17 protein-coding genes and 1 pseudogene are annotated in these 19,362 nt (G+C 66.3%); 12 read left to right on the top strand and 6 right to left on the bottom strand.

All coding sequences use genetic code 11. The features are described from left to right. Nucleotides 1–159: 159 nt before the first annotated feature. A complete protein-coding gene (locus tag CBM2588_RS28250; protein ID WP_231942306.1) occupies nt 160–411 on the top strand; it encodes a hypothetical protein in 252 nt (83 codons plus the stop codon). 125 nt (nt 412–536) lie between these two features. Further along, the gene (locus CBM2588_RS28255) at nt 537–2,393 is read left to right on the top strand and encodes an ABC transporter ATP-binding protein (protein WP_115683534.1); all 1,857 of its coding nucleotides are present in this window, start codon (nt 537–539) and stop codon (nt 2,391–2,393) included. A gap of 32 nt (nt 2,394–2,425) precedes the next feature. Here the strand turns inward: CBM2588_RS28255 and CBM2588_RS28260 are convergent, their stop codons facing one another. The 4 genes from CBM2588_RS28260 to CBM2588_RS28275 form a co-directional block, all read right to left on the bottom strand. Next, the gene (locus CBM2588_RS28260) at nt 2,426–3,232 is read right to left on the bottom strand and encodes a fatty acid hydroxylase family protein (RefSeq protein ID WP_115683535.1); all 807 of its coding nucleotides are present in this window, start codon (nt 3,230–3,232) and stop codon (nt 2,426–2,428) included. 128 nt (nt 3,233–3,360) lie between these two features. Beyond that, the gene (locus tag CBM2588_RS28265; RefSeq protein ID WP_115683536.1) at nt 3,361–4,740 is read right to left on the bottom strand and encodes an MFS transporter; all 1,380 of its coding nucleotides are present in this window, start codon (nt 4,738–4,740) and stop codon (nt 3,361–3,363) included. A gap of 158 nt (nt 4,741–4,898) precedes the next feature. Next, complete coding sequence (locus tag CBM2588_RS28270) at nt 4,899–6,173, bottom strand: iron-containing alcohol dehydrogenase (RefSeq protein ID WP_115683537.1); 1,275 nt, start codon at nt 6,171–6,173, stop codon at nt 4,899–4,901. Nucleotides 6,174–6,209: 36 nt separating this feature from the next. Then, entirely contained in the window at nt 6,210–6,935 is a 726-nt protein-coding gene (locus CBM2588_RS28275) for an alpha/beta fold hydrolase (protein ID WP_115683538.1), read from the bottom strand. Nucleotides 6,936–7,071: 136 nt separating this feature from the next. Here CBM2588_RS28275 and CBM2588_RS28280 point away from each other — a divergent pair, with 136 nt between their 5' ends. Then, complete coding sequence (locus tag CBM2588_RS28280; RefSeq protein WP_115683539.1) at nt 7,072–7,785, top strand: GntR family transcriptional regulator; 714 nt, start codon at nt 7,072–7,074, stop codon at nt 7,783–7,785. Nucleotides 7,786–7,805: 20 nt separating this feature from the next. Here CBM2588_RS28280 and CBM2588_RS28285 read toward each other — a convergent pair whose 3' ends face one another. Continuing rightward, a complete protein-coding gene (locus CBM2588_RS28285) occupies nt 7,806–8,132 on the bottom strand; it encodes a hypothetical protein (protein ID WP_115683540.1) in 327 nt (108 codons plus the stop codon). A gap of 32 nt (nt 8,133–8,164) precedes the next feature. Beyond that, nucleotides 8,165–9,199 carry a helix-turn-helix domain-containing protein gene (locus tag CBM2588_RS28290; protein WP_306437256.1) on the bottom strand — a complete coding sequence of 345 codons (1,035 nt, stop codon included), beginning with the start codon at nt 9,197–9,199 and terminating at the stop codon, nt 8,165–8,167. Between the two features lie 89 nt (nt 9,200–9,288). On the opposite strand from CBM2588_RS28290, the gene CBM2588_RS28295 reads away from it, so the two are divergent. From CBM2588_RS28295 to CBM2588_RS28335, 9 genes and pseudogenes are all read left to right on the top strand, one after another. Then, nucleotides 9,289–10,527: an MFS transporter gene (locus CBM2588_RS28295; protein ID WP_115683542.1), complete on the top strand. Its 1,239-nt coding sequence runs from the start codon at nt 9,289–9,291 to the stop codon at nt 10,525–10,527. A 71-nt stretch (nt 10,528–10,598) separates the two neighbouring features. Further along, complete coding sequence (locus CBM2588_RS28300; RefSeq protein WP_115683543.1) at nt 10,599–11,447, top strand: dihydroorotate dehydrogenase electron transfer subunit; 849 nt, start codon at nt 10,599–10,601, stop codon at nt 11,445–11,447. Then, nucleotides 11,440–12,390, top strand: a complete 951-nt coding sequence (locus CBM2588_RS28305; protein WP_115683544.1) for a dihydroorotate dehydrogenase — start codon at nt 11,440–11,442, stop codon at nt 12,388–12,390. Before CBM2588_RS28300 ends, CBM2588_RS28305 begins: the two co-directional genes overlap by 8 nt. A gap of 16 nt (nt 12,391–12,406) precedes the next feature. Beyond that, the gene (locus CBM2588_RS28310) at nt 12,407–13,678 is read left to right on the top strand and encodes a hydantoinase/carbamoylase family amidase (RefSeq protein ID WP_115683774.1); all 1,272 of its coding nucleotides are present in this window, start codon (nt 12,407–12,409) and stop codon (nt 13,676–13,678) included. Then, entirely contained in the window at nt 13,675–14,718 is a 1,044-nt protein-coding gene (gene pyrC, locus CBM2588_RS28315) for a dihydroorotase (RefSeq protein WP_115683545.1), read from the top strand. The genes CBM2588_RS28310 and pyrC overlap by 4 nt, the downstream gene beginning before the upstream one ends. 31 nt (nt 14,719–14,749) lie before the next feature. Further along, nucleotides 14,750–16,171, top strand: a complete 1,422-nt coding sequence (gene aspA, locus CBM2588_RS28320; protein ID WP_115683546.1) for an aspartate ammonia-lyase — start codon at nt 14,750–14,752, stop codon at nt 16,169–16,171. Nucleotides 16,172–16,185: 14 nt separating this feature from the next. Then, the gene (locus tag CBM2588_RS28325) at nt 16,186–16,863 is read left to right on the top strand and encodes an orotate phosphoribosyltransferase (RefSeq protein ID WP_172583682.1); all 678 of its coding nucleotides are present in this window, start codon (nt 16,186–16,188) and stop codon (nt 16,861–16,863) included. Between the two features lie 85 nt (nt 16,864–16,948). After that, nucleotides 16,949–18,211 (top strand): annotated as a pseudogene (locus CBM2588_RS28330) (malic enzyme-like NAD(P)-binding protein); the annotation flags it as partial. A 61-nt stretch (nt 18,212–18,272) separates the two neighbouring features. After that, nucleotides 18,273–19,340 (top strand): porin, encoded by a 1,068-nt coding sequence (locus CBM2588_RS28335; protein WP_115683549.1) that lies wholly within the window; start codon nt 18,273–18,275, stop codon nt 19,338–19,340. Nucleotides 19,341–19,362: the final 22 nt, after the last annotated feature.

Consider the following 19,362-nt stretch of genomic DNA (forward strand, 5'->3'; position numbering starts at 1 on the left):
CAGGAAGGCAAGGGAGCAAGCGGAGTCGAGCGATACCGAGGGCATTGGCGAGAGGCCGAAACACCACCCCGTTACAGCATAGAAGATTTGGCACATTCAGTAAGTCGTGCACAGATCTGAAAAACGCTAATCTCAGAATTCAGTGTCTTTGCGGGTTGCATGCTCAGGCAGCATCCATGTCTTGCCAGGCCACGCCGGGGTGGTCCACACGCCCGTTTAAAATTCTTCGCACGTGCCCGGCTCAATCGCGAGCTTGCCGAGATCGCCGCGTCGCCGGAGGTGCGCGCGATCCTGGAGCCGGACGGCTCGCGCCCGCTGGCCGCGACGCCCGCGGAGTTCGGCGCGCGCATGAAGCAGGACCTTGCGCAGTGGAAGCGCATCGCCGTGGAACGCAAGATCGTCGCGGAATAGGCGCGGCCCGCCCACGCCCTGCACCACCGCGCTTACGGGGGTAGAATCTGCGCCTCGCACCGAAGAAGGCCGCCCGATCCGCATGCCGGCTGGATCGCGGGCCTTCTGCCGTTTCGGAGGACCCCGTGCTGCGCGCGTTCGAACGTCTGCTTGATCCTTTCCCTCCCGACGAGGCACCGCCGCCACCCAAGGGCCTGGCGGCCTTCCTGTGGGCCTGCACCCGCGGCACCCGCCGCTACTTCGTCGCGCTGGCGCTGCTAAGCGCCGGCGTGTCGATCTACGAAGCGTGGCTGTTCTCCTTCCTCGGGCAAGTGGTGGATCTGCTGGCGGCGTGGCAGGGTAACCGCGAAGCCTCGGCACAGGAGCAGCGCGTGCTGTGGGGGATCGGCATCGTGCTGGTGACCAGCATCGGGCTGGTGGCGCTGCGCACCATGGTGCAGCACCAGGTGCTGGCGATCAACCTGCCGCTGCGGCTGCGCTGGGATTTCCATCGGCTGATGCTCAGGCAGAGCCTGTCCTTTTTCTCCGATGAGTTCGCCGGGCGCGTCACCACCAAGGTCATGCAGACCGCGCTTGCGGTGCGCGAGGTGCTGTTCACCTTCATCGAGATCGTGCTCGCCATCGGCGTGTACTTCATCACCATCATCGCGCTGGCGGGCGGCTTCGATTTCCGGCTGATGCTGCCCTTCATCGGCTGGATCGCGCTGTTCGGCCTGGCCATGCTGTACTTCGTGCCGCGGCTGGGCAAGGTCGGTCAGGAGCAGGCGCATGCGCGCTCGTCGATGACCGGACGCGTCACCGACGCCTACACCAATATCACCACCGTCAAGCTGTTCTCGCACACCCGGCGCGAGGCGCACTTCGCGCGCGCGGCGATGGAGGATTTCAAGGAAACCGGGTTCCGGCAGATGCGTCTCGTCAGCCAGTTCGAGATCGTCAACCAGGCCCTGGTGGTGGCGCTGATCCTGGCGGCGGGCGGCTATGCGCTGTGGCTGTGGCACGGGGCCGAGATCGGCACCGGCGCGGTGGCCGCGGTCACCGCCATGGCGCTGCGCATCAACGGCATGTCGCACTGGATCATGTGGCAGATGGCCTCTTTGTTCGAGAACATCGGCACGGTGCAGGATGGCATTGCCACGCTGACGCACGTGGCCAAGGTGCAGGACGCGCCGGGCGCGCCGGCGCTGCAGATCCGGCGCGGCGAAGTGGAATTCGACCAGGTCCGCTTCAACTACAACGGCGAACGCCAGGTGCTCGACGGCCTCAGCCTGACCGTGCGTCCCGGCGAGAAGATCGGGCTGGTGGGCCGCTCCGGCGCGGGCAAGTCCACGCTGATCAACCTGCTGCTGCGCTTCTACGACGTGGACAGCGGCCGCATCCGCATCGACGGGCAGGATATCGCCCGGGTGACGCAGGACAGCCTGCGTAGCGCCATCGGCATGGTCACGCAGGACACCTCGCTGCTGCATCGCTCGATCCGCGACAACATCGCCTACGGCCGCCCCAACGCCACCGAAGAGGAAATCCGCCACGCCGCCGTGCACGCCCAGGCCGATGACTTTATCCGCCAGCTGAGCGACCAGCATGGCCACACCGGCTACGACACGCTGGTCGGCGAACGCGGCGTCAAGCTCTCGGGCGGCCAGCGCCAGCGCATCGCGATTGCGCGCGTGATGCTCAAGAACGCGCCCATCCTGCTGCTGGACGAAGCCACCAGCGCGCTCGACTCGGAAGTGGAGGCCGCGATCCAGGAAAGCCTCGACGAGATGATGGAGGGCAAGACCGTGATCGCGATCGCCCACCGCCTCTCCACCATCGCCGCCATGGACCGCCTGATCGTGATGGACCAGGGGCGCATCATCGAACAGGGCACGCATGCCGAACTGCTGGCGAAGAACGGCACCTATGCGCGGCTGTGGCGGCACCAGAGCGGCGGCTTCCTGGGGGAAGAGCAGGAGGAGGTGCCGGACTCGGTGGAGTAGCGCGGCGGGCGCTCGGCAGGCACGCAAAGCGGCTAGGCGGCCATGGCCCGGCGTTCGTCTTCATCGAGCACTGGCCCGTCCAGCGTCACGCGCGAGTGGTCGGTGCGGAATTTCCGGATGATCGGCTTCAGCTCTTCCTTGACGTGCGCTTCGCTGTAGCCGTTGAACAGGTGCCCGAGCAGGCCGCGGCGCAGGTCGGACGTGCCCATGATGTAGTCAGCGATCGGGAACGTCAGGTTCATGTTGTACTTCATCATGATGCCCATGTTGTGATGGGCGGTGTGGTGGCGCCGGATCGTATTGATGAAGGGCATGTTGCGCACGAACCAGTTGTCGTGCACATGGCAGCAATAGTGGAAGGTCTCGTAGATCAGGTACTGCGCCACCATGGTGATGAAGACAAAGTAGCCGGCGTTGGCATTGAAGATCAGCGATGCCAGGTAGCCCAGGCCACCGCCGCCCACGCCGAGCGTTGCCAGCACGCGCCACGGGAAGAACACGATGCGGAATTCGCGCGTGGTGTCGATGGTGGGTTCCTGGTCGGTGAAGTACTGGTGGTGCTGGCGCGTGTGGCGCTCATAGATGGCGCGCAGCGCGAAGACGTCGACGCGGCGGTGCATGACATAGCTGTGCATGAACCATTCCACGAAGTTGCCCGCCAGGAATACCGGCAGGATCAGCGCCCACTCCCAGGTTACGTGGTGCAGCTGCTGGATGGCCCACCACAGCGCGCCGGTGCCGACGCCGTAAATCACGGCGATATGCAGCAGGCCGTTGTAGAGCGGGCTGATATCGGCCTTGTATTGCTCCCTGAACTTGCGTTGGCGTTCCGTCATCATGATTGCATCTCCGTAAATCCGCGCCGCACTAACATATCAGTTGGATATAAAAATGCGGCGACCCAAAAAATGCCCCTGGTGGCCAGGGGCGCCAATGCAGGCGCGGCGGGACGCCGCGCGGCGAACCGTCAATGCGAGACTTCTTCCAGCGCCTTGCCGCGGGTTTCAACCCCAAGCAGCAGGACCACCGCCGCCGCCACCGCAAAGGACAAGGCGCCGAGCGTGAAGACACCGCCCTGCCCCGCCACCGGCAGCAGCACGCCGACCAGGTAGGGGCCCGCCAGCGAGCCGATGCGGCCGATCGACGAAGCAAAGCCGGACCCGGTCGCGCGCGAACGCGTGGGATACAACTCCGGCGTATAGGCATAGAGCACCGACCACATGCCGAACAGGAAGAACTGCATGCACAAACCCGCGGCGATCAACTGCTCCACCGGCAGCCGGTGCACCGCCGCCTGGCCATAGGCATATGCGGCCACGGCGCTGCCGATCAGCATCAGCGCGCAGGTCGGCTTGCGGCCCCACTTTTCCAGCAGCCATGCCGAGAAGATGAAACCGGGAATGCCGGCCAGCGAGATATAGACCGTGTAGAGCACGGACTTGGTCACGGCATAGCCGGCCTGCTGCAGCAGCGCACCGAGCCACGTGGTCAGGCCGTAGTAGCCGAGCAGCGCAAAGAACCAGACCGACCACAGCATGATGGTGCGGCGCGCATAGGGGCCGCTCCACAGCTCCATGAAGCGCGCCTTGCGGCTCGGCGCCTGCGCGCCGCCGAAGGTGGCGGACACCGCCGGCAGCGGACGGCCCGAGGCGCGTTCCACGCGCTGCTCGATGCCGGCCATCACCGTATCGGCCTCCGACTTGCGGCCCACGTCTTCCAGCCAGCGCGGCGACTCCGGCACCATGCGGCGCACCACGAACACGAACACCGCCGGCACCGCCAGCGCGATAAAGATGCCGCGCCAGCCGATCACCGGCAGCAGCAGGTAGGTCAGCGCGCCGGCCGCGATAAAGCCGATCGGCCAGAAACCCTCCAGGATCGCGACATACTTGCCGCGGCTCTTCGCGGGCACGATTTCCGACACCATCGACAGGCCGATCGGAAACTCCATGCCCATGCCGAACCCGAGCAGCACGCGATAGATCATCAGCGAGGTCACGCTGTCCGCCAGCCCGCACATCAGGCTGCCCACGCCCCAGAAGATCATGCTGACCTGGAACACCGGCTTGCGGCCGAAGCGATCAGCCAGCAGGCCGGCGATGGCCGCGCCCAAAAACATGCCGAGGAAGCTGGAACTGGCCAGCAGGCCGGCCTGCGCCGCGCTCAGGCCGAACTCCGCCTTGATCGAGCCCAGCACGAAGGTCATCAGGCCCAGATCCATCGAATCGAAAAACCACGCCGTGGCGATGATGCCGAACAGCGAGCGCTGGTAGCCGGTCATCGGCAATCGTTCCAGCCGCGCCGCGATACCGGCCTCCAGCCTGAGGGCGCCTGCAGACATGTCCATGGTTGTCTCCTGTGTCAATGAGACGCGCTCTGTGGTGGCGCGCTTTGTAATATATTAGTTGCACATTTCTGATGTGCAAGTAATGGTTTACCGCCAGGGCCAGGCAGCCGCTGGCGGCACGAGCGAGGAAAGCGCCGGATAAATCCCCTGTCAGCGCACTACGCCACGCGGCGCCGCTGCGCCGGAGCGTGCGTTTCAGCCGAGAGCGTGCCCGCCCACGCATTGCGGACGATGGCGGCATAGCGCGCGGGCACGTCGGGCACGGGGAAGGCCTTGGCCAGGCGCGTGACAGCCAGTGCATCGCGCACCAGCGCATCGATGTCGCCCTGCCCGATACCGCAAGCCTGGAGCGTTGTCGGCAAGCCAACGGCTGCCACCAGTTCGCGCGCCACGCCGGGCACGCGTGCCACGGCGATATCCGGATCGCAGTCGGAGACGTCCAGCAGGCGGGCAATCGCCAGCAATTCCTCGCGGCGCACGTCGGCCAGCGCATCGAGCACGTACGGCAGCATCACCGCGTTGGTGGTGCCATGCGACAGGTGCGTCAGGCCCGCGACCGCGTAGGCAATGCCATGCACGGCGTTGAGTCCCGCGCTGCCATATGACAGCGCCGCATAGACGCTGGCGTAGCTCATGCCGATGCGCGCTTCGCGGTCAGTGCCGTCCTGGTAGCTGCGCAACAGGTACCGGCCGCACAGGCGGATCGATTCGTGCGCGAACAGCATCGTCAGCGCATTGCGGCCGCTGTAGCCGGGGTCCGCTTCGCCGCCGCGGTCAAAGCTGGCGGAATCGAGCGTCAGGCAGGACTCGATCGCATGGGTCAGCGCGTCGATGCCGGCATCCGCGGTAACCCGCGGCGGACAGGTGTAGGTGAATTCGGGGTCGACCAGCGCCACGGCCGGGCGCAGCCGGTTATCCATGACCGCCACCTTGGTCGCGTTGTCCGGATCGACCAGGATCGCTCCGGGTGTCGCCTCCGAGCCCGTGCCGGCCGTGGTCGGCATCGCGACCAGCGGCAGGATCGGAGTGCCGGCGTCGATGCTGCCAAGGAAGGCGCGCACGGGCTTGCCGCCAGGCAGGGTCAGGCACAGCGCCTTGGCCAGGTCGATATTGCTGCCGCCGCCCAGTGCGATGACATGGTCGAGCGGTGCGCCGCCGAGCCGCTCCCGCACGGCCGCCGTGGCCGCATCGCACAGCGTGGTGGTGGGATCGGGCATGCCGCCGTCATAGACCAGCAGCTCGACGCCGTGCGCGCGGGCGCCGGCGACGAGTTCATCCACCCACGGTGTGCCACCGGTGAAGAACGTGTCCGTCACCAGCAGGCCACGGCGATAGCCGAGCCGGCGCAACAGCGCAGGCAGCTGCGTACGGCATCCAGCGCCCATGACCAGCCGCGCCGGCGCGCAGAAATATACGAGGTCTTCCACTCTCATGCTGTCTCCATTGGGGGGATTTCGGCTGGTCGGGCGCTATGCCAGCTGCGCCGGCCAGCGTGCACGCAGATGGCGGGCGATCTCCCGCATGCGTTGCGTCAGCACGCCATGGCCGGCGCCCTGGAGCACGAGCAGTTCGGCGTCGGCAATGCCGTTGGCCAGCATCTCGCCGTGGGCGAGCGGACAATCGTCGTCTTCGCTGCCGTGGATGACCAGCGTCCGGCAATGTATCTGTGCCAGCGCGGCACGCTGGTCGGTGTGGCGGATCGACTGCCAGGTCCACGCCACGGTGCGATGGTCCGCTGCCTCGCGCAGCCCCAGCCGCCGTTCGCGCATGGCAATGGCTTCCAGCAATGCTTCGCTGGTCGCGGCATCGAACCATTGCACCGCGTTCAGCCGCGGCGTGCCGGAAATCAGCAAAAGCTCTGCAGGCATCGGCTGTTTCGGGTTGTTGCGTGCACCGGCAAGATAAGCCAGCGCCACCGATACGCCCAGGCTCCATCCAGCCAGCACGAAGGGGCCCCGCACGAACTGGCAGAGCGTGCGGCGCAGCACTTCGGCACCGGCATCGAGCGAGCAAGCCTGTGCATCGGCCGGTGGCATCGCCTTGCCGCGCCCCGGCAGGTTGGGCAGGACGAAGGTACAGCGCTCGGCCAGCTGTTGCGCCAACGGCATCCACGCGTCGCGCGTGCCCTGGATGCCATGCATGGCAACCACCGTCACAGGCCCCTGCCCTACGACCAGTACGTCATCGTCCACCATGCCACCTCCGCACACATCTAATATATTAGTAGGATAATAGCAGAAAGCAGGGCATGCGCAAGCCTGCGGACACCTGTGTACAGAAGCTGCGTATGGCTCATATACAATGGGCTTCCGAGTTCCCAAACCCTTGGCCATGAACGCAAAAACCGCTACCCGCCCGCGCGCCGCCGCTGCACCAGAGCCTGAAGAGACGGCCAGCCAGCGCGGCAAGCTGACCGACCTGGCCTACGAGCAGATCGAGGAAGCGATCGTGACGCTGCAGCTAGCGCCGGGCAGCTCGGTGTCCGAGCTGCAGCTGAGCGAAATGACCGGCATCGGGCGCACGCCCATTCGCGAAGCGATCCAGCGGCTGGCGCGCGAGCACCTGATCATGGTGCTGCCGCAGCGCGGCTTGCTGATCGCGCCGATCGACGTCGGCAGGCAACTGCGCCTGCTCGAGACCCGCCGCGAGGTGGAACGCCTGATCTGCCGCAGCGCCGCGCGGCGCGCGACGCCCGAGCAGCGCGATCATTTCAAGCGGCTGGCCAGGGAGTTCGAACAGTCCTCACGCAACGGCGACGATGTCGCCTTCGTCCGCGCCGATCGTGAATTCAACGAACTTTGCCTGGTGGCGGCGCGCAATGAATTTGCCGAGGGCGCCATGCGGCTGATGCATGGCCTGTCGCGGCGGTTCTGGTATCTCCACTACAAGGAAGCCGCGGACCTGCCCACCATGTCGAAGCTGCACGCCGCGGTGGCCTCGGCCATCGCGCGCGGCGAGGTCGATGGCGCCGGCACCGCGCTCGACGCGCTGCTGGACAATATCGAGGAGTTCACGCGGGCCACGGTGCTGGGGGACTATCGATAGGTCGCTCCCATCCGGCCAACTCAAAAGAGCTGGCGCCGGCCATCATAGTCGAGGACGATCCGGTTCATCGCGCCCAGCAGCTCCCGTTCCCCGCCGCTAAGCGACTGCTCGATCGAGCGCATATAGCCCAGCAACTGCGCCTGGGCGGCATTGGCCACATCGGTGGTAATCCCCTCGTCGTCATGCAGGATCACATACGACCGCGCAAACCCGTAGACCAGGAAGTACGCGGCGGCGTGGTCCGGATCGGCGGACATCAGGGCCAGCGATTGCTCCTTGACCTTGAGGAATGCGTCCGTCCCCGGCACGCTGCTGGCAAACTGCTCTGTAACCGTCTTGAAGTCCATGGATAGTCTCTCAGGGGAAAAAAACGAACCGCTCAGACCTGCTGCAGCATGCGCCGCAACAGTCCGGCACCATCGGGGCCCTTGTAGGCGCGTTGCCAGAGTGCCTCGACCATGTTTGTGTAAAGCGATACCGCTTCCGGCGCGGCCGTCACCGAGGCGATGCCCGCCGAAATATTGGGAAATTCGCCGAAGCGGAACGGACTGATGGCCACATAAGAGCCGGTCGGCCGCTCGAAGATCTGGAACGTGGCATTCGGCATGCTCTCGTTAACGATGCCGATCCGCATTCCCGCATGCTGCTGTTCCAACAACACCGCGATGCGCTCCACTTCCGCGCGCGCCGCCAGCGATCGCTCCATGCGCGTCGCGGGGGGCAGGTCCATCCGGCCGACCAGCCCGAAATGGACAAAGCGTTCAAGCTCGCGCAGCCCGATCAGGCTCAGGATCGGCGCCGGGTGCGAGGCATACGATTCCTTGCGCTCGCGCAGCAAGGCCATGACGGCCTGGATGCGGCCGTCGTCGTTGTCGCCGCTCTCCCTGAGCATCTGCTCGAGATAGCGGTCATAGTCCGGCGAGGTCAGCAGGAACGAAATCGGCTCGAAGTGCGCAAGGATCCGGGTGGCGCCCTGCTCGAGCTGGCGCATGCGTTCGATGTAGGCGATGGCTGACGGGTAGTATTCCGTGCCCGCGCCGAGCAGCGATTCCAGCGAGGTATCGAGGATGCCGGCCAGGCGCTCGAGCGTCTCGATCTTGACGATCTCGCCCTTCTCCATGCGATAGACCGCTGCGCGGGAAATCCCAAGCACCTCGGCAATCTGCTCGGCCCGCAGTTGCGCGCCCAGCCGGTAGGCACGCAGCCGCGCGCCCAGTGCCTCGAAATCGATCCCGCCGGTACCGGTGGCGCGACGTTCCATGTCTGTCTCAATAATTAGATTGATGTCACTATAGCATGGTGCCGGCGCGGCGCACATCCCGTCGCCACAGCGGGTAGGGATAAACCCGGAAACACCAGAATAACGCTTGCCATGCCGCGGAAGGCCGCATAGTCTAAAAAAATAGATTTTCATTGATGCCACGCAGTTCCTTTGGGCCATAGGTCACGAGGGAAGCGATGCAGTGATTTTTAAGACCTATTCAGTCTAAAAATGGAGACAGCATGACAAGCCAGCCCCTCACCCAACCGGTCGCCGCGACGGAGGCGCCGACATCGCCGTACGCGTGGAAAGCCCTGGCCGGCTCCGCCATCGGCTACGCCATGGACGGGTTCGACCTTCTGATCCTGGGCTTCATGCTGCCGGCGATCAGTGCCTCGCTTCTGCTGACCACCGGCCAGTCCGGTGCGCTGGTCACGTGGACGCTGGTCGGGGCCGTGGCCGGCGGAATCATTTTTGGTGCGTTGAGCGACCGCTATGGCCGCGTCAGGGTGCTGACGTGGACCATCGTCTTGTTTGCGGTATTTACGGGCATGTGTGCCCTGGCCCAGGGCTTCTGGGACCTGCTGGTCTACCGGACCATTGCCGGCATCGGGCTCGGCGGCGAGTTCGGCATCGGCATGGCGCTGGCCGCCGAGGCGTGGCCGGCGAGCAAGCGCGCGCGCGTGTCGTCCTATGTCGCGCTGGGCTGGCAATCGGGTGTGCTGATGGCGGCGTTGCTGACGCCGTTGCTGCTGCCGCTGGTGGGTTGGCGCGGCATGTTCGTGATAGGCGTGCTGCCGGCGCTGGTGGCATGGTTCATCCGCAACCGGCTGCATGAGCCCGAAGTGTTCGTGCGCAGCGCACGCACGGAGAAGAAGCCCAATGCATTCAGGCTGCTGGTCGCGGATGGCAAGACCGCTCGCACCAGCCTGGGCATCGTGATCCTGTGCTCGGTCCAGAACTTCGGCTACTACGGCATCATGATCTGGCTGCCCACCTACCTGTCCAAGGCGCTGGGCTTTTCGCTGACCAAGTCGGCCTTGTGGACCTCGGTGACCATCGTCGGCATGATGATCGGCGTCTATGTCTTTGGCCACCTGGCCGACCGCATCGGCCGCAAGCCGACCTTCCTGATCTTCCAGGCTGGCGCGGTGGCAATGGTGCTGGCCTATGCCAGGCTGTCCGATCCCATGACCATGCTGTGGGCCGGCGCCGTCATGGGCATGTTCGTCAACGGCATGATCGGCGGCTATGGCGCGCTGATTTCCGAAGCGTACCCGACCGCGGCACGGGCCACCGCACAGAACGTGCTGTTCAACATCGGGCGCGCCGTCGGCGGGCTGGGGCCCATCGTAGTCGGCGCCATCGCCGCGGCGTATTCGTTCCAGCTGGCGATCGCACTGCTCGCGAGCATCTACGTGATCGACATGATCGCCACCGTCTTCCTGATCCCCGAACTGAAGGGCGTGGAACTGGAATAACGCCGGAACCACGCACCAGCCATTGCTCCGCTGCGCCGCCCGGCGCAGCGCCATCCTCAGGAGTTACCAACATGTGTGCCACCGTGTGTAGCGCGGATTCCGCGGCTACCGTAGCCTCCTATCGCTGTCGAATCGTTGAACATGCCTGGGTCAACCAGCGCTACAAGTACATCCGGCTCGAATCGGAGGCCCCGCTCGCGGCGATGACCCGGCCGGGACAGTTCTATCAGCTCAGCTGTCCCGCCACCGCCGAAGCCCAGCCCTTCCTGCTTCGGCCGATGAGCGTCTATGGCGCCGGCCCGGAAAGCGGGCGCATCGAGTTCCTCTACAACGTCACCGGCATTGGCACGCGCGCGATGGCCACGCTCCCGGTCGACGGCCATCTGGACATCGTCGGCCCGCTCGGCAACACGTTCACGTTCGAGCCCTCGTTCCGGCGCATTCTGGTGGTCGCGCGCGGCGTCGGGCTGGCGACCATGGCGCCGCTGATCCGCCAGGCTGCCGACGCCGGCACCGCCATCACCGCGATCATGTCGGCACGCAGCCCGGCCGACCTGATGGAAAAAGAGTTCCTGCGCGGCGCCAGCGCCGAGGTGCACGCCGTGTTCGATGCTGACGGCACCTCCTCGGTCGAGACGGTCGAGGCCCTGGCCCGCCGCCTGATCGACACGCAACGTCCCGATGCGGTCTACACCTGCGGCTCGCACCGCCTGCTGATGCTGCTCCAGCGGGTACTGGAGGATCACCCTGGCGTCCAGGGCGAGGTCGCGATGGAGCAGCGCATGGCCTGCGGCATGGGCGTGTGCCTGTCGTGCGTGCGGCTGTTCGATTGCGATGGCGACAAGCAGTTCCTGCGCGTCTGCCGCGAAGGTCCCGTTTTCAAGATTCGCGAAGTGGTGGGGGAGGTGGAATTTGGCTAATCTGACTGTACGGGTTGGCGACCTGACGTTGCGCAACCCCGTGATGCCCGCATCCGGCTGCTTCGCCATCGAGTACCGCGAGGCGATGGATCTCAACCGGCTGGGCGCGCTGGTCATCAAGAGCGTCTCGCCCAGGTCGCGCGCGGGCAACCCCACCCCGCGCGTGGCGGAAACCTTCAGCGGGATGCTGAATTCGATCGGCATTCCCAGCAAGGGACTCGACTACTACCGCCAGGAAGTCCTGCCCGCCTATACGCAATACGACACGCCCGTCGTCGTGTCGATTTCCGCCGATACGGCCGAAGAGTTCGGCGCCGCCTGCGAAGAGATGTCGTTGCCGGAAGTCGCCGTGATCGAGGCCAATATCTCATGCCCCAACCTGGAAGCCGACGGCATGGCCTTTGCCATGTTGCCCGAGACCACCTACAAGGCCGTCTCCGCGATTCGCCGCCGCACCCGGCATCCGTTCTGGGTCAAGCTGACGCCTAACGCGGGCAATATCGCCGCGGTCGCGCGCGCGGCCGAGGAAGCCGGTGCCGATGCGATCGTGATGGGCAACACCGTGCTCGGCATGGCGATCGATATCCGCACGCGCAAGCCCAAGCTTGGCAATGTCATGGGCGGCCTGTCCGGGCCGGCGATCAAGCCGATTGCCCTGCGGCTGGTGCACCAGTGCTATCGCGCCGTGCGCATCCCCATCATCGGCTGCGGCGGCATCCAGAGCGCCGAGGACGCGATCGAGTTCATGCTGGCGGGGGCGTCGGCGATCCAGGTCGGCACGGCCTCGTTCCGGGATCCCGGCATCATGCAGAAGATCATCGACGGGCTCGATGCGTATTGCGAGCAAGCCGGCATCGCCTCGATCCGCGACCTGACCGGGCAGGTGATCCTCGACCGCCAACTCAGCGACCGCTGGCTGCGCTTCGCGCAGCAGTCGGGCTGAGCAACCGGACATGTCCATGGATATCCTGGAACTCAAGCCGCTGGCGGAACAATTGTTCGCCGACATCGGCGCGCTGACGTTCGACGGCGTCGGCATTACCCGCGACAGCTATGGCGCCGGCGAATCGGCCGCGGCCGACTACCTGCGGCGCTTTGCCGGGCAGCACGGGCTGGACGTACGGAGCGATCGCGCGGCCAACCTCGTGTTCGCCCTGCCCGATGAAGACCCTCGTGCACCGGCCGCGTGGGTCGGCTCGCATGTCGACTCTGTGCCGCAAGGCGGCAACTTCGACGGCCTCGCGGGGATCGTCGCCGGCCTGCTGTGCCTGATCGCACGCAAGGCGCAAGGCGGGTCCGGCGCCGCACCGCTGCGCGTGATCGCCTTCCGGGGCGAGGAAAGCGCGTGGTTCGGCAAGGCCTATATGGGATCGGGCGCCGCGCTGGGCAAGCTTGGCGCGGACGACCTGGCGCTGAAGCACCGCAGTTCGGGCCAGACACTTGCCGATTGCATGGCCGCGGTCGGTGCCGACGTCGAGGCCATTGCGGCACAACAGCCCTTGTTTGACCGTGCGGCAGCCGCGGCATACCTGGAACTGCATATTGAACAGGGCCCGGTAATGGTGGCCCGCAAGCTGCCGCTGGCGGTGGTGCCCGGAATTCGCGGGAACATCCGGCACAACCGCATTACCTGCCTCGGCGAACCCGGCCATTCCGGCGCGGTGCCGCGCTGGCTGCGCAAGGATGCGATGTTCGCCGTGGCCGAGCTGATCACGCGGCTCGACGAACACTGGAAGGTGCTGCTCGAGCGCGGCATGGACCTGGTAGTGACCACGGGTGTGGTGTCCACCGACGCCGCGGAACATTCCATTTCACGGATTCCGGGCAAGGTCGAATTCAGCTTCGAGGTTCGCAGCAAGAGCGTGGACACGCTGGAAGGCTTCTACCAGTTGCTGCGCACGGAGTGCAAGGCCATCAGCCGCGACCGCAGCGTGCATTTCGAATTCGACCGCCGTGTCGAATCGGCCCCGGCGACGATGGACCCGGCGCTGTCTGGCCTGCTGCGCGACGCGTGCGCCGGCGCAGGGCTGCCGACTGAAATGGTGCCGAGCGGCGCCGGACACGACGCCGCGCTGTTTGCCAATGCCGGCATCCCCACCGCCATGCTCTTTGTGCGCAACGAGCACGGCTCGCACAACCCCGACGAAGCGATGGACCTGGACGATTTCATGCTCGGCACCCAAGTCATGTATCGGGCACTCGAAAGCATCCGCGCCGGGAGGCAGCCATGACTGTGCAGACCCTGACCGTCCGCCGTCCGGACGACTGGCACCTGCACCTGCGCGACGGCGACCTGCTGCGCGCGGTGCTGCCGGCGTCCGCCGGCCAGTTCGGCCGCGCCGTGGTGATGCCCAACCTGAAACCGCCGGTTACCACGGCGCAGGCGGCCATCGCCTATCGTGAACGTATCGTTGGCGCATTGCCGCCGGGATCCGCCTTCACCCCGCTGATGACCTGCTACCTGTGCGACACCACTGCTGCGGCGGAGATCCGCGACGGGTTCGACGCCGGTGCCTTTGCCGCCGCAAAGCTGTATCCCGCCGGCGCCACCACCCATTCCGAGTACGGCGTGACGTCGATCGACCGTATTGCGGGCGTGCTGGCGGTCATGCAGGACATCGGCATGCCGCTGCTGATCCATGGCGAAAGCACCGATCCGGCGGTCGATGTCTTCGATCGGGAAGCAGCGTTCCTGCAGGCCACGCTGCGGCCCCTGCTGGCCCGCTATCCGCGCCTGAAGGTGGTGCTGGAACACATTACCACCGCCGAGGCGGCCGACTTCGTCCTGCGCGACGCCAGCGGCAGGCTGGCCGCCACCATCACGCCGCAGCACCTGATGTTCAACCGCAACGCCATGTTCGCGGGCGGCATCCGGCCGCACTACTACTGCCTGCCGGTATTGAAGCGCGAGCGACACCGGCTGGCGCTGCGCCGTGCCGCGACCTCGGGCTCGCCGGCATTCTTTCTCGGCACCGACTCGGCGCCGCACGATATCGAAGTCAAGCAATCCGCATGCGGTTGCGCGGGGATCTTCAGCGCGCCGGTCGCCTTGCAGGCCTACCTGACCGTGTTCGAGGAGGAGCATGCCCTGGATCGCTTCGAGGCCTTCGCCAGCGACAACGGCGCGCGCTTCTACGGCATGCCGCCGAACCAGGACACGATCACGTTCCACCGCAGCCCCATGCACGTGCCGCAGCACGTCGAATTGCCGGACGGCCGGCGCATCCGCCAGTTCCTCGCCGGCGAGACGCTGCCATGGATGCTGGCCTAGCCCACGCCAACCCTAATCGGATCCCATCACCATGACCAATACCTATCGCACCGAAGCCGACCTGCTTGGCGAACGGCAGGTGCCGGCCGACGCCTACTACGGCGTCCACACGCTGCGGGCCTGGGAGAACTTCCAGATCAGCGGCACGCCCATCTCGTCGTGGCCGGAGCTGATCATCGCGCTCGCCTCGGTCAAGCAGGCCGCGGCCGAGGCCAATGCCGAACTTGGCCTGCTGCCCGCAAACCTGCGCGACGCCATCCTGGCCGCCTGCCACGACGTGCGCGAGGGCATGCTGCACGACCAGTTCATTGTCGACACGATCCAGGGCGGAGCCGGCACGTCGACGAACATGAATGCCAACGAGGTCATCTGCAACCGGGCGCTCGAGCACATGGGGCACGGCAGGGGCGAATACCGTTTCCTGCATCCCAACGAGCACGTCAACATGGCGCAGAGCACCAATGACGTTTATCCGACGGCATTGCGCATTGCCACGTACTTTGCCATCGAGCACCTGCTCGAAGCGATGGAAGTCCTGCGCGCGGCGTTCGAACGCAAGTCGAACGAATTCTCCGGCCTGCTCAAGCTCGGCCGCACCCAGTTGCAGGATGCGGTGCCGATGACGCTGGGGCAGGAGTTCTCGACCTACGCGGTCATGCTCGAAGAAGACATGGCGCGCCTGCGCGAAACCGCCCTGCTGATCCGCGAGATCAACCTGGGCGCCACCGCGATCGGCACCGGCATCACCGCGCACCCCGACTACGCGCCGAAGGCCTTGGCCGCGCTGCGCCGCATCACCGGCATCGACCTGTGCCTCGCGCCCAACCTGGTGGAAGCCACGCAGGATTGCGGTGCCTTCGTGCAGATCTCGGGCGTGCTCAAGCGCATCGCCGTCAAGCTGTCCAAGACCTGCAACGACCTGCGGCTGCTGTCCAGCGGGCCGCGCGCCGGCTTTGGCGAGATCAACCTCCCGCCGATGCAGGCGGGCTCGTCGATCATGCCGGGCAAGGTCAACCCCGTCATTCCGGAGGTGGTCAACCAGATCGCCTTCGAAGTGTTCGGCAACGACACCACCATCACCTTTGCCGCCGAGGCCGGCCAGTTGCAGCTCAACGCCTTCGAACCGGTGATTGCCGCCAGCCTGCTCCGCAGTTTCCGCCACCTGACCAACGGCTGCCTGACGCTGGCGCACAAGTGCGTCGACGGCATTACCGCCAACCCCGAACGCCTGCGCGAGACCATCGAGCGCTCGATCGCGCTGGTCACGGCGCTCAATCCCGTGATCGGCTACAAGAACGCGACCTCGGTCGCCGCCGAGGCCCATGCCAGGGGCACCACCATCCGCGAAGTGGTGCTGGCACGCGGCCTGATGTCCGCCGAGGCGCTCGACGAGGCCTTGCGCCCCGAAACCCTGATCCGGCCGCGTGCCGACAAGCTCGGCGGCAAGCCATGAACGAGAGCGTCCTCATGCCCCAACATCGAACCATGCTGACGCTGCAGGGGTCCGTCGGCCGCGCGCTGGTCGAGGCCGGCTGCGTCCGCTTTCGCGGCGACGAACCTTTTCGCCTGCCCTCGGGGTGGGCCAGCCCGGTCTATATCGATTGCCGCCGGCTGATCTCCTACCCGGCACTGCGCCGCGCGCTGGTGCAGCGCGGGGTGCAGCTGCTGCGCGAGCGCGGCCGCCTGGACGGCATCGACGTGGTCGCCGGCGCGGAATCCGGCGGCATCGCGTACGCCGCATGGGTGGCCGAGCTGCTCGACGTGCCGATGGTCTACGTGCGCAAGGAAGCGCGCGGCATCGGGCCCAGCGCGCAGATCGTCGGCGAGATCCGAACGGGCGAGCGCGTGCTGCTGGTCGACGACATGATGGCAGCGGGACGGTCCAAGGCCGTCTTCTGCGCCGCACTGTCTGAGGCCGGCGCCGTGGTGCGGGACCTGCTGGTCCTGTTCGACTACGGCACCTTCCCGACGCAAGCGGTCCTGTCGCGCTGGCAGCCAGCCGTCCATGCGCTGGCGACATGGCGCGAGGTCCTCGACGCACTAAGCGGGTGCGGGGACGTCGCCGACACCGACCTGGCCGGATTGCGGGCCTTCCTGGCCGATCCGCCAGGCTGGTCCGGCAGGCACGGCGGCATCGCCGCGTAGCCCTCAACAACGGATTGTGTGCCGGCCGCTCGCCCGTCATCACGGGCGGTGGCCCCCTTTTGCCCAAAATTTCCCCGAACCCACCATGGACGACGCCTTCAAGCAAAGCGCCCTCGCCTACCACTGCATCCCAACCCCCGGAAAGATCTCGGTCACGCCGACCAAACCCCTCGGCAACCAGCACGACCTGGCGCTGGCCTACTCGCCTGGCGTGGCCGCCGCCTGCGAGGCCATCCACGCCGAGCCCCTGGACGCCCGGCACTACACCGCCCGCAACAACCTCGTCGGCGTGATCACCAACGGCACGGCGGTGCTCGGACTGGGCAACCTCGGGCCGCTCGCCGCCAAGCCCGTCATGGAAGGCAAGGCCTGCCTGTTCAAGCTGTTCGCGGATATCGATGTGTTCGACCTGGAGCTGGCGGAGACGGACCCTGGCAAGCTCGTCGAAGCCATCGCGATGCTGGAGCCGACCTTCGGCGGCATCAACCTCGAAGACATCAAGGCCCCGGAGTGCTTCCACGTCGAACAGGCGCTGCGCCAGCGGATGCAGATCCCGGTGTTCCACGACGACCAGCATGGCACCGCCATCATCGCCGCCGCGGCGATCCTGAATGGCCTCAAGGTGGCCGGCAAGTCGATCGACCGCGTCAGGCTGGTGTGCTCCGGGGCCGGCGCCGCCGCGCTGGCGTGCCTGGACCTGCTGGTCAGCCTTGGGCTGCCGCGCGGGCACATCGCCGTGCTGGATTCGCGCGGCGTCATCCTGACGGACCGGCAAGCGCTAGATCCCAGCAAGCGCCGCTTCGCGCAGGAACCTGCCATCTACGCAGCGCGAGCCCTGGGCGAGGCGCTGGAAGATGCCGACGTGTTCCTGGGCTGCTCCAGTGCGGGGGTGCTCAAGCCTGCCATGCTGCGCGGCATGCGCGAGAAGCCGCTGATCCTGGCCCTGGCCAACCCCGAACCTGAAATCCGCCCGGAAGCGGCGCGCCAGGCGCGACCGGACTGCCTGATCGCAACGGGCCGCTCCGACTACCCCAACCAGGTCAACAACGTGCTGTGCTTCCCGTTCATCTTCCGGGGCGCGCTCGATGTCGGTGCGACCACCATCACCGAATCGATGAAGCTGGCTTGCGTACACGCGCTGGCTGCGTTGGCCGAAGAGGCGCCCGGGCCCGAAGTCGCCGCCGCCTACCCCGGCAAGTCCCTGGTATTCGGCCCCGACTACCTGATCCCTACGCCGTTCGATCCGCGCCTGATCACCCGCCTGGCACCGGCAGTGGCCCAGGCGGCCGCCGACGCCGGCGTGGCGCGACGCCCGATCCAGGACATGGCGGCCTATCGCGCGCACCTGGCGGCGCGCCGCCGGCAAGTTTTTCCACACCACACCAACTGAAAACAAGCTGGAGGAGACCATGCAACGAAAACACTCGGCCCTGGCAGCGGCCGCCATGGCCGCGAGCCTTGGACACCCGGCCCTGGCCCAATCCGGCGTCACCCTGTATGGCCAGGTCGACGCCTTCGTCGGCAGCACCCGCGCCTCGGGCGGCGAGCGCACGGCCATCGTCGGCGCGGGCGGCATGCAGACTTCCTACTGGGGCATGCGCGGCACCGAAGATCTCGGTAACGGGCTCAAGGCGATATTCGACCTGAACGGGTTCTACCGCGTCGACACGGGGCGCTTCGGCCGTTCCGACAGCGACGGCTTCCTGACCCGCAGCGCCTATGCCGGGCTGCAATCATCGAAGTACGGCACGGTTCGGCTCGGGCGCAATACCACGCCATATTTCCTGTCGACGATCCTGTTCAATCCGCTGGTCGATTCCTACAACTTTGGACCGTCGATCTTCCATACCTATAGGACGGCGACCGATGGACGCGTGTTCGATCCCGGGATCATCGGTGACTCCGGATGGTCGAACTCGGTCGTGTACTCCTCGCCAACCGCCGGCGGCCTGACGGTGAACCTGATCTACGCGTTTGGCGAGCAGCCGGGCAGCAACGGCCAGAACAAATGGGGTGGCAACCTAACCTGGTTCAACGGCGCCTTCGCCGCGACGGCCGCCTTCCAGCAGGTCAGGTTCAACACCGTCCCCGGCGACGTGACAGCGCCCGCGGCCCTCGCCGGCTTCGACAAGCAGACGGCGGCGCAGCTGGGCGTGACCTATGACTTCGGTGTCGCCAAGCTGTTCGGGCAGGCACAGTACATCCGCACCGCCATCAACGGCGCCCAGGGCGATATCCGGCATGCGAACGGCCAGGTCGGCGCGTCGATTGCGGTCGGGGCGGGCAGTGTGCTGGCCTCCTACGCCTATGGCAACACACGCAACGATGTGGCGGGAATGGGCCGGCATACGGCCGGCATCGCCTATGACTACAACTTGTCAAAGCGGACCGATCTGTATGCCGCGTATTTCTATGACCGCGTAACAGGGCGGCCGCATGCCGAGACCATAGGGGCCGGCATGCGGCATCGGTTCTAGGGTCATTACCGCCGCGGAATCC

It is taken from the genome of Cupriavidus taiwanensis (genome assembly GCF_900250075.1).
Taxonomy (GTDB): Bacteria; Pseudomonadota; Gammaproteobacteria; order Burkholderiales; family Burkholderiaceae; genus Cupriavidus; species Cupriavidus taiwanensis_C.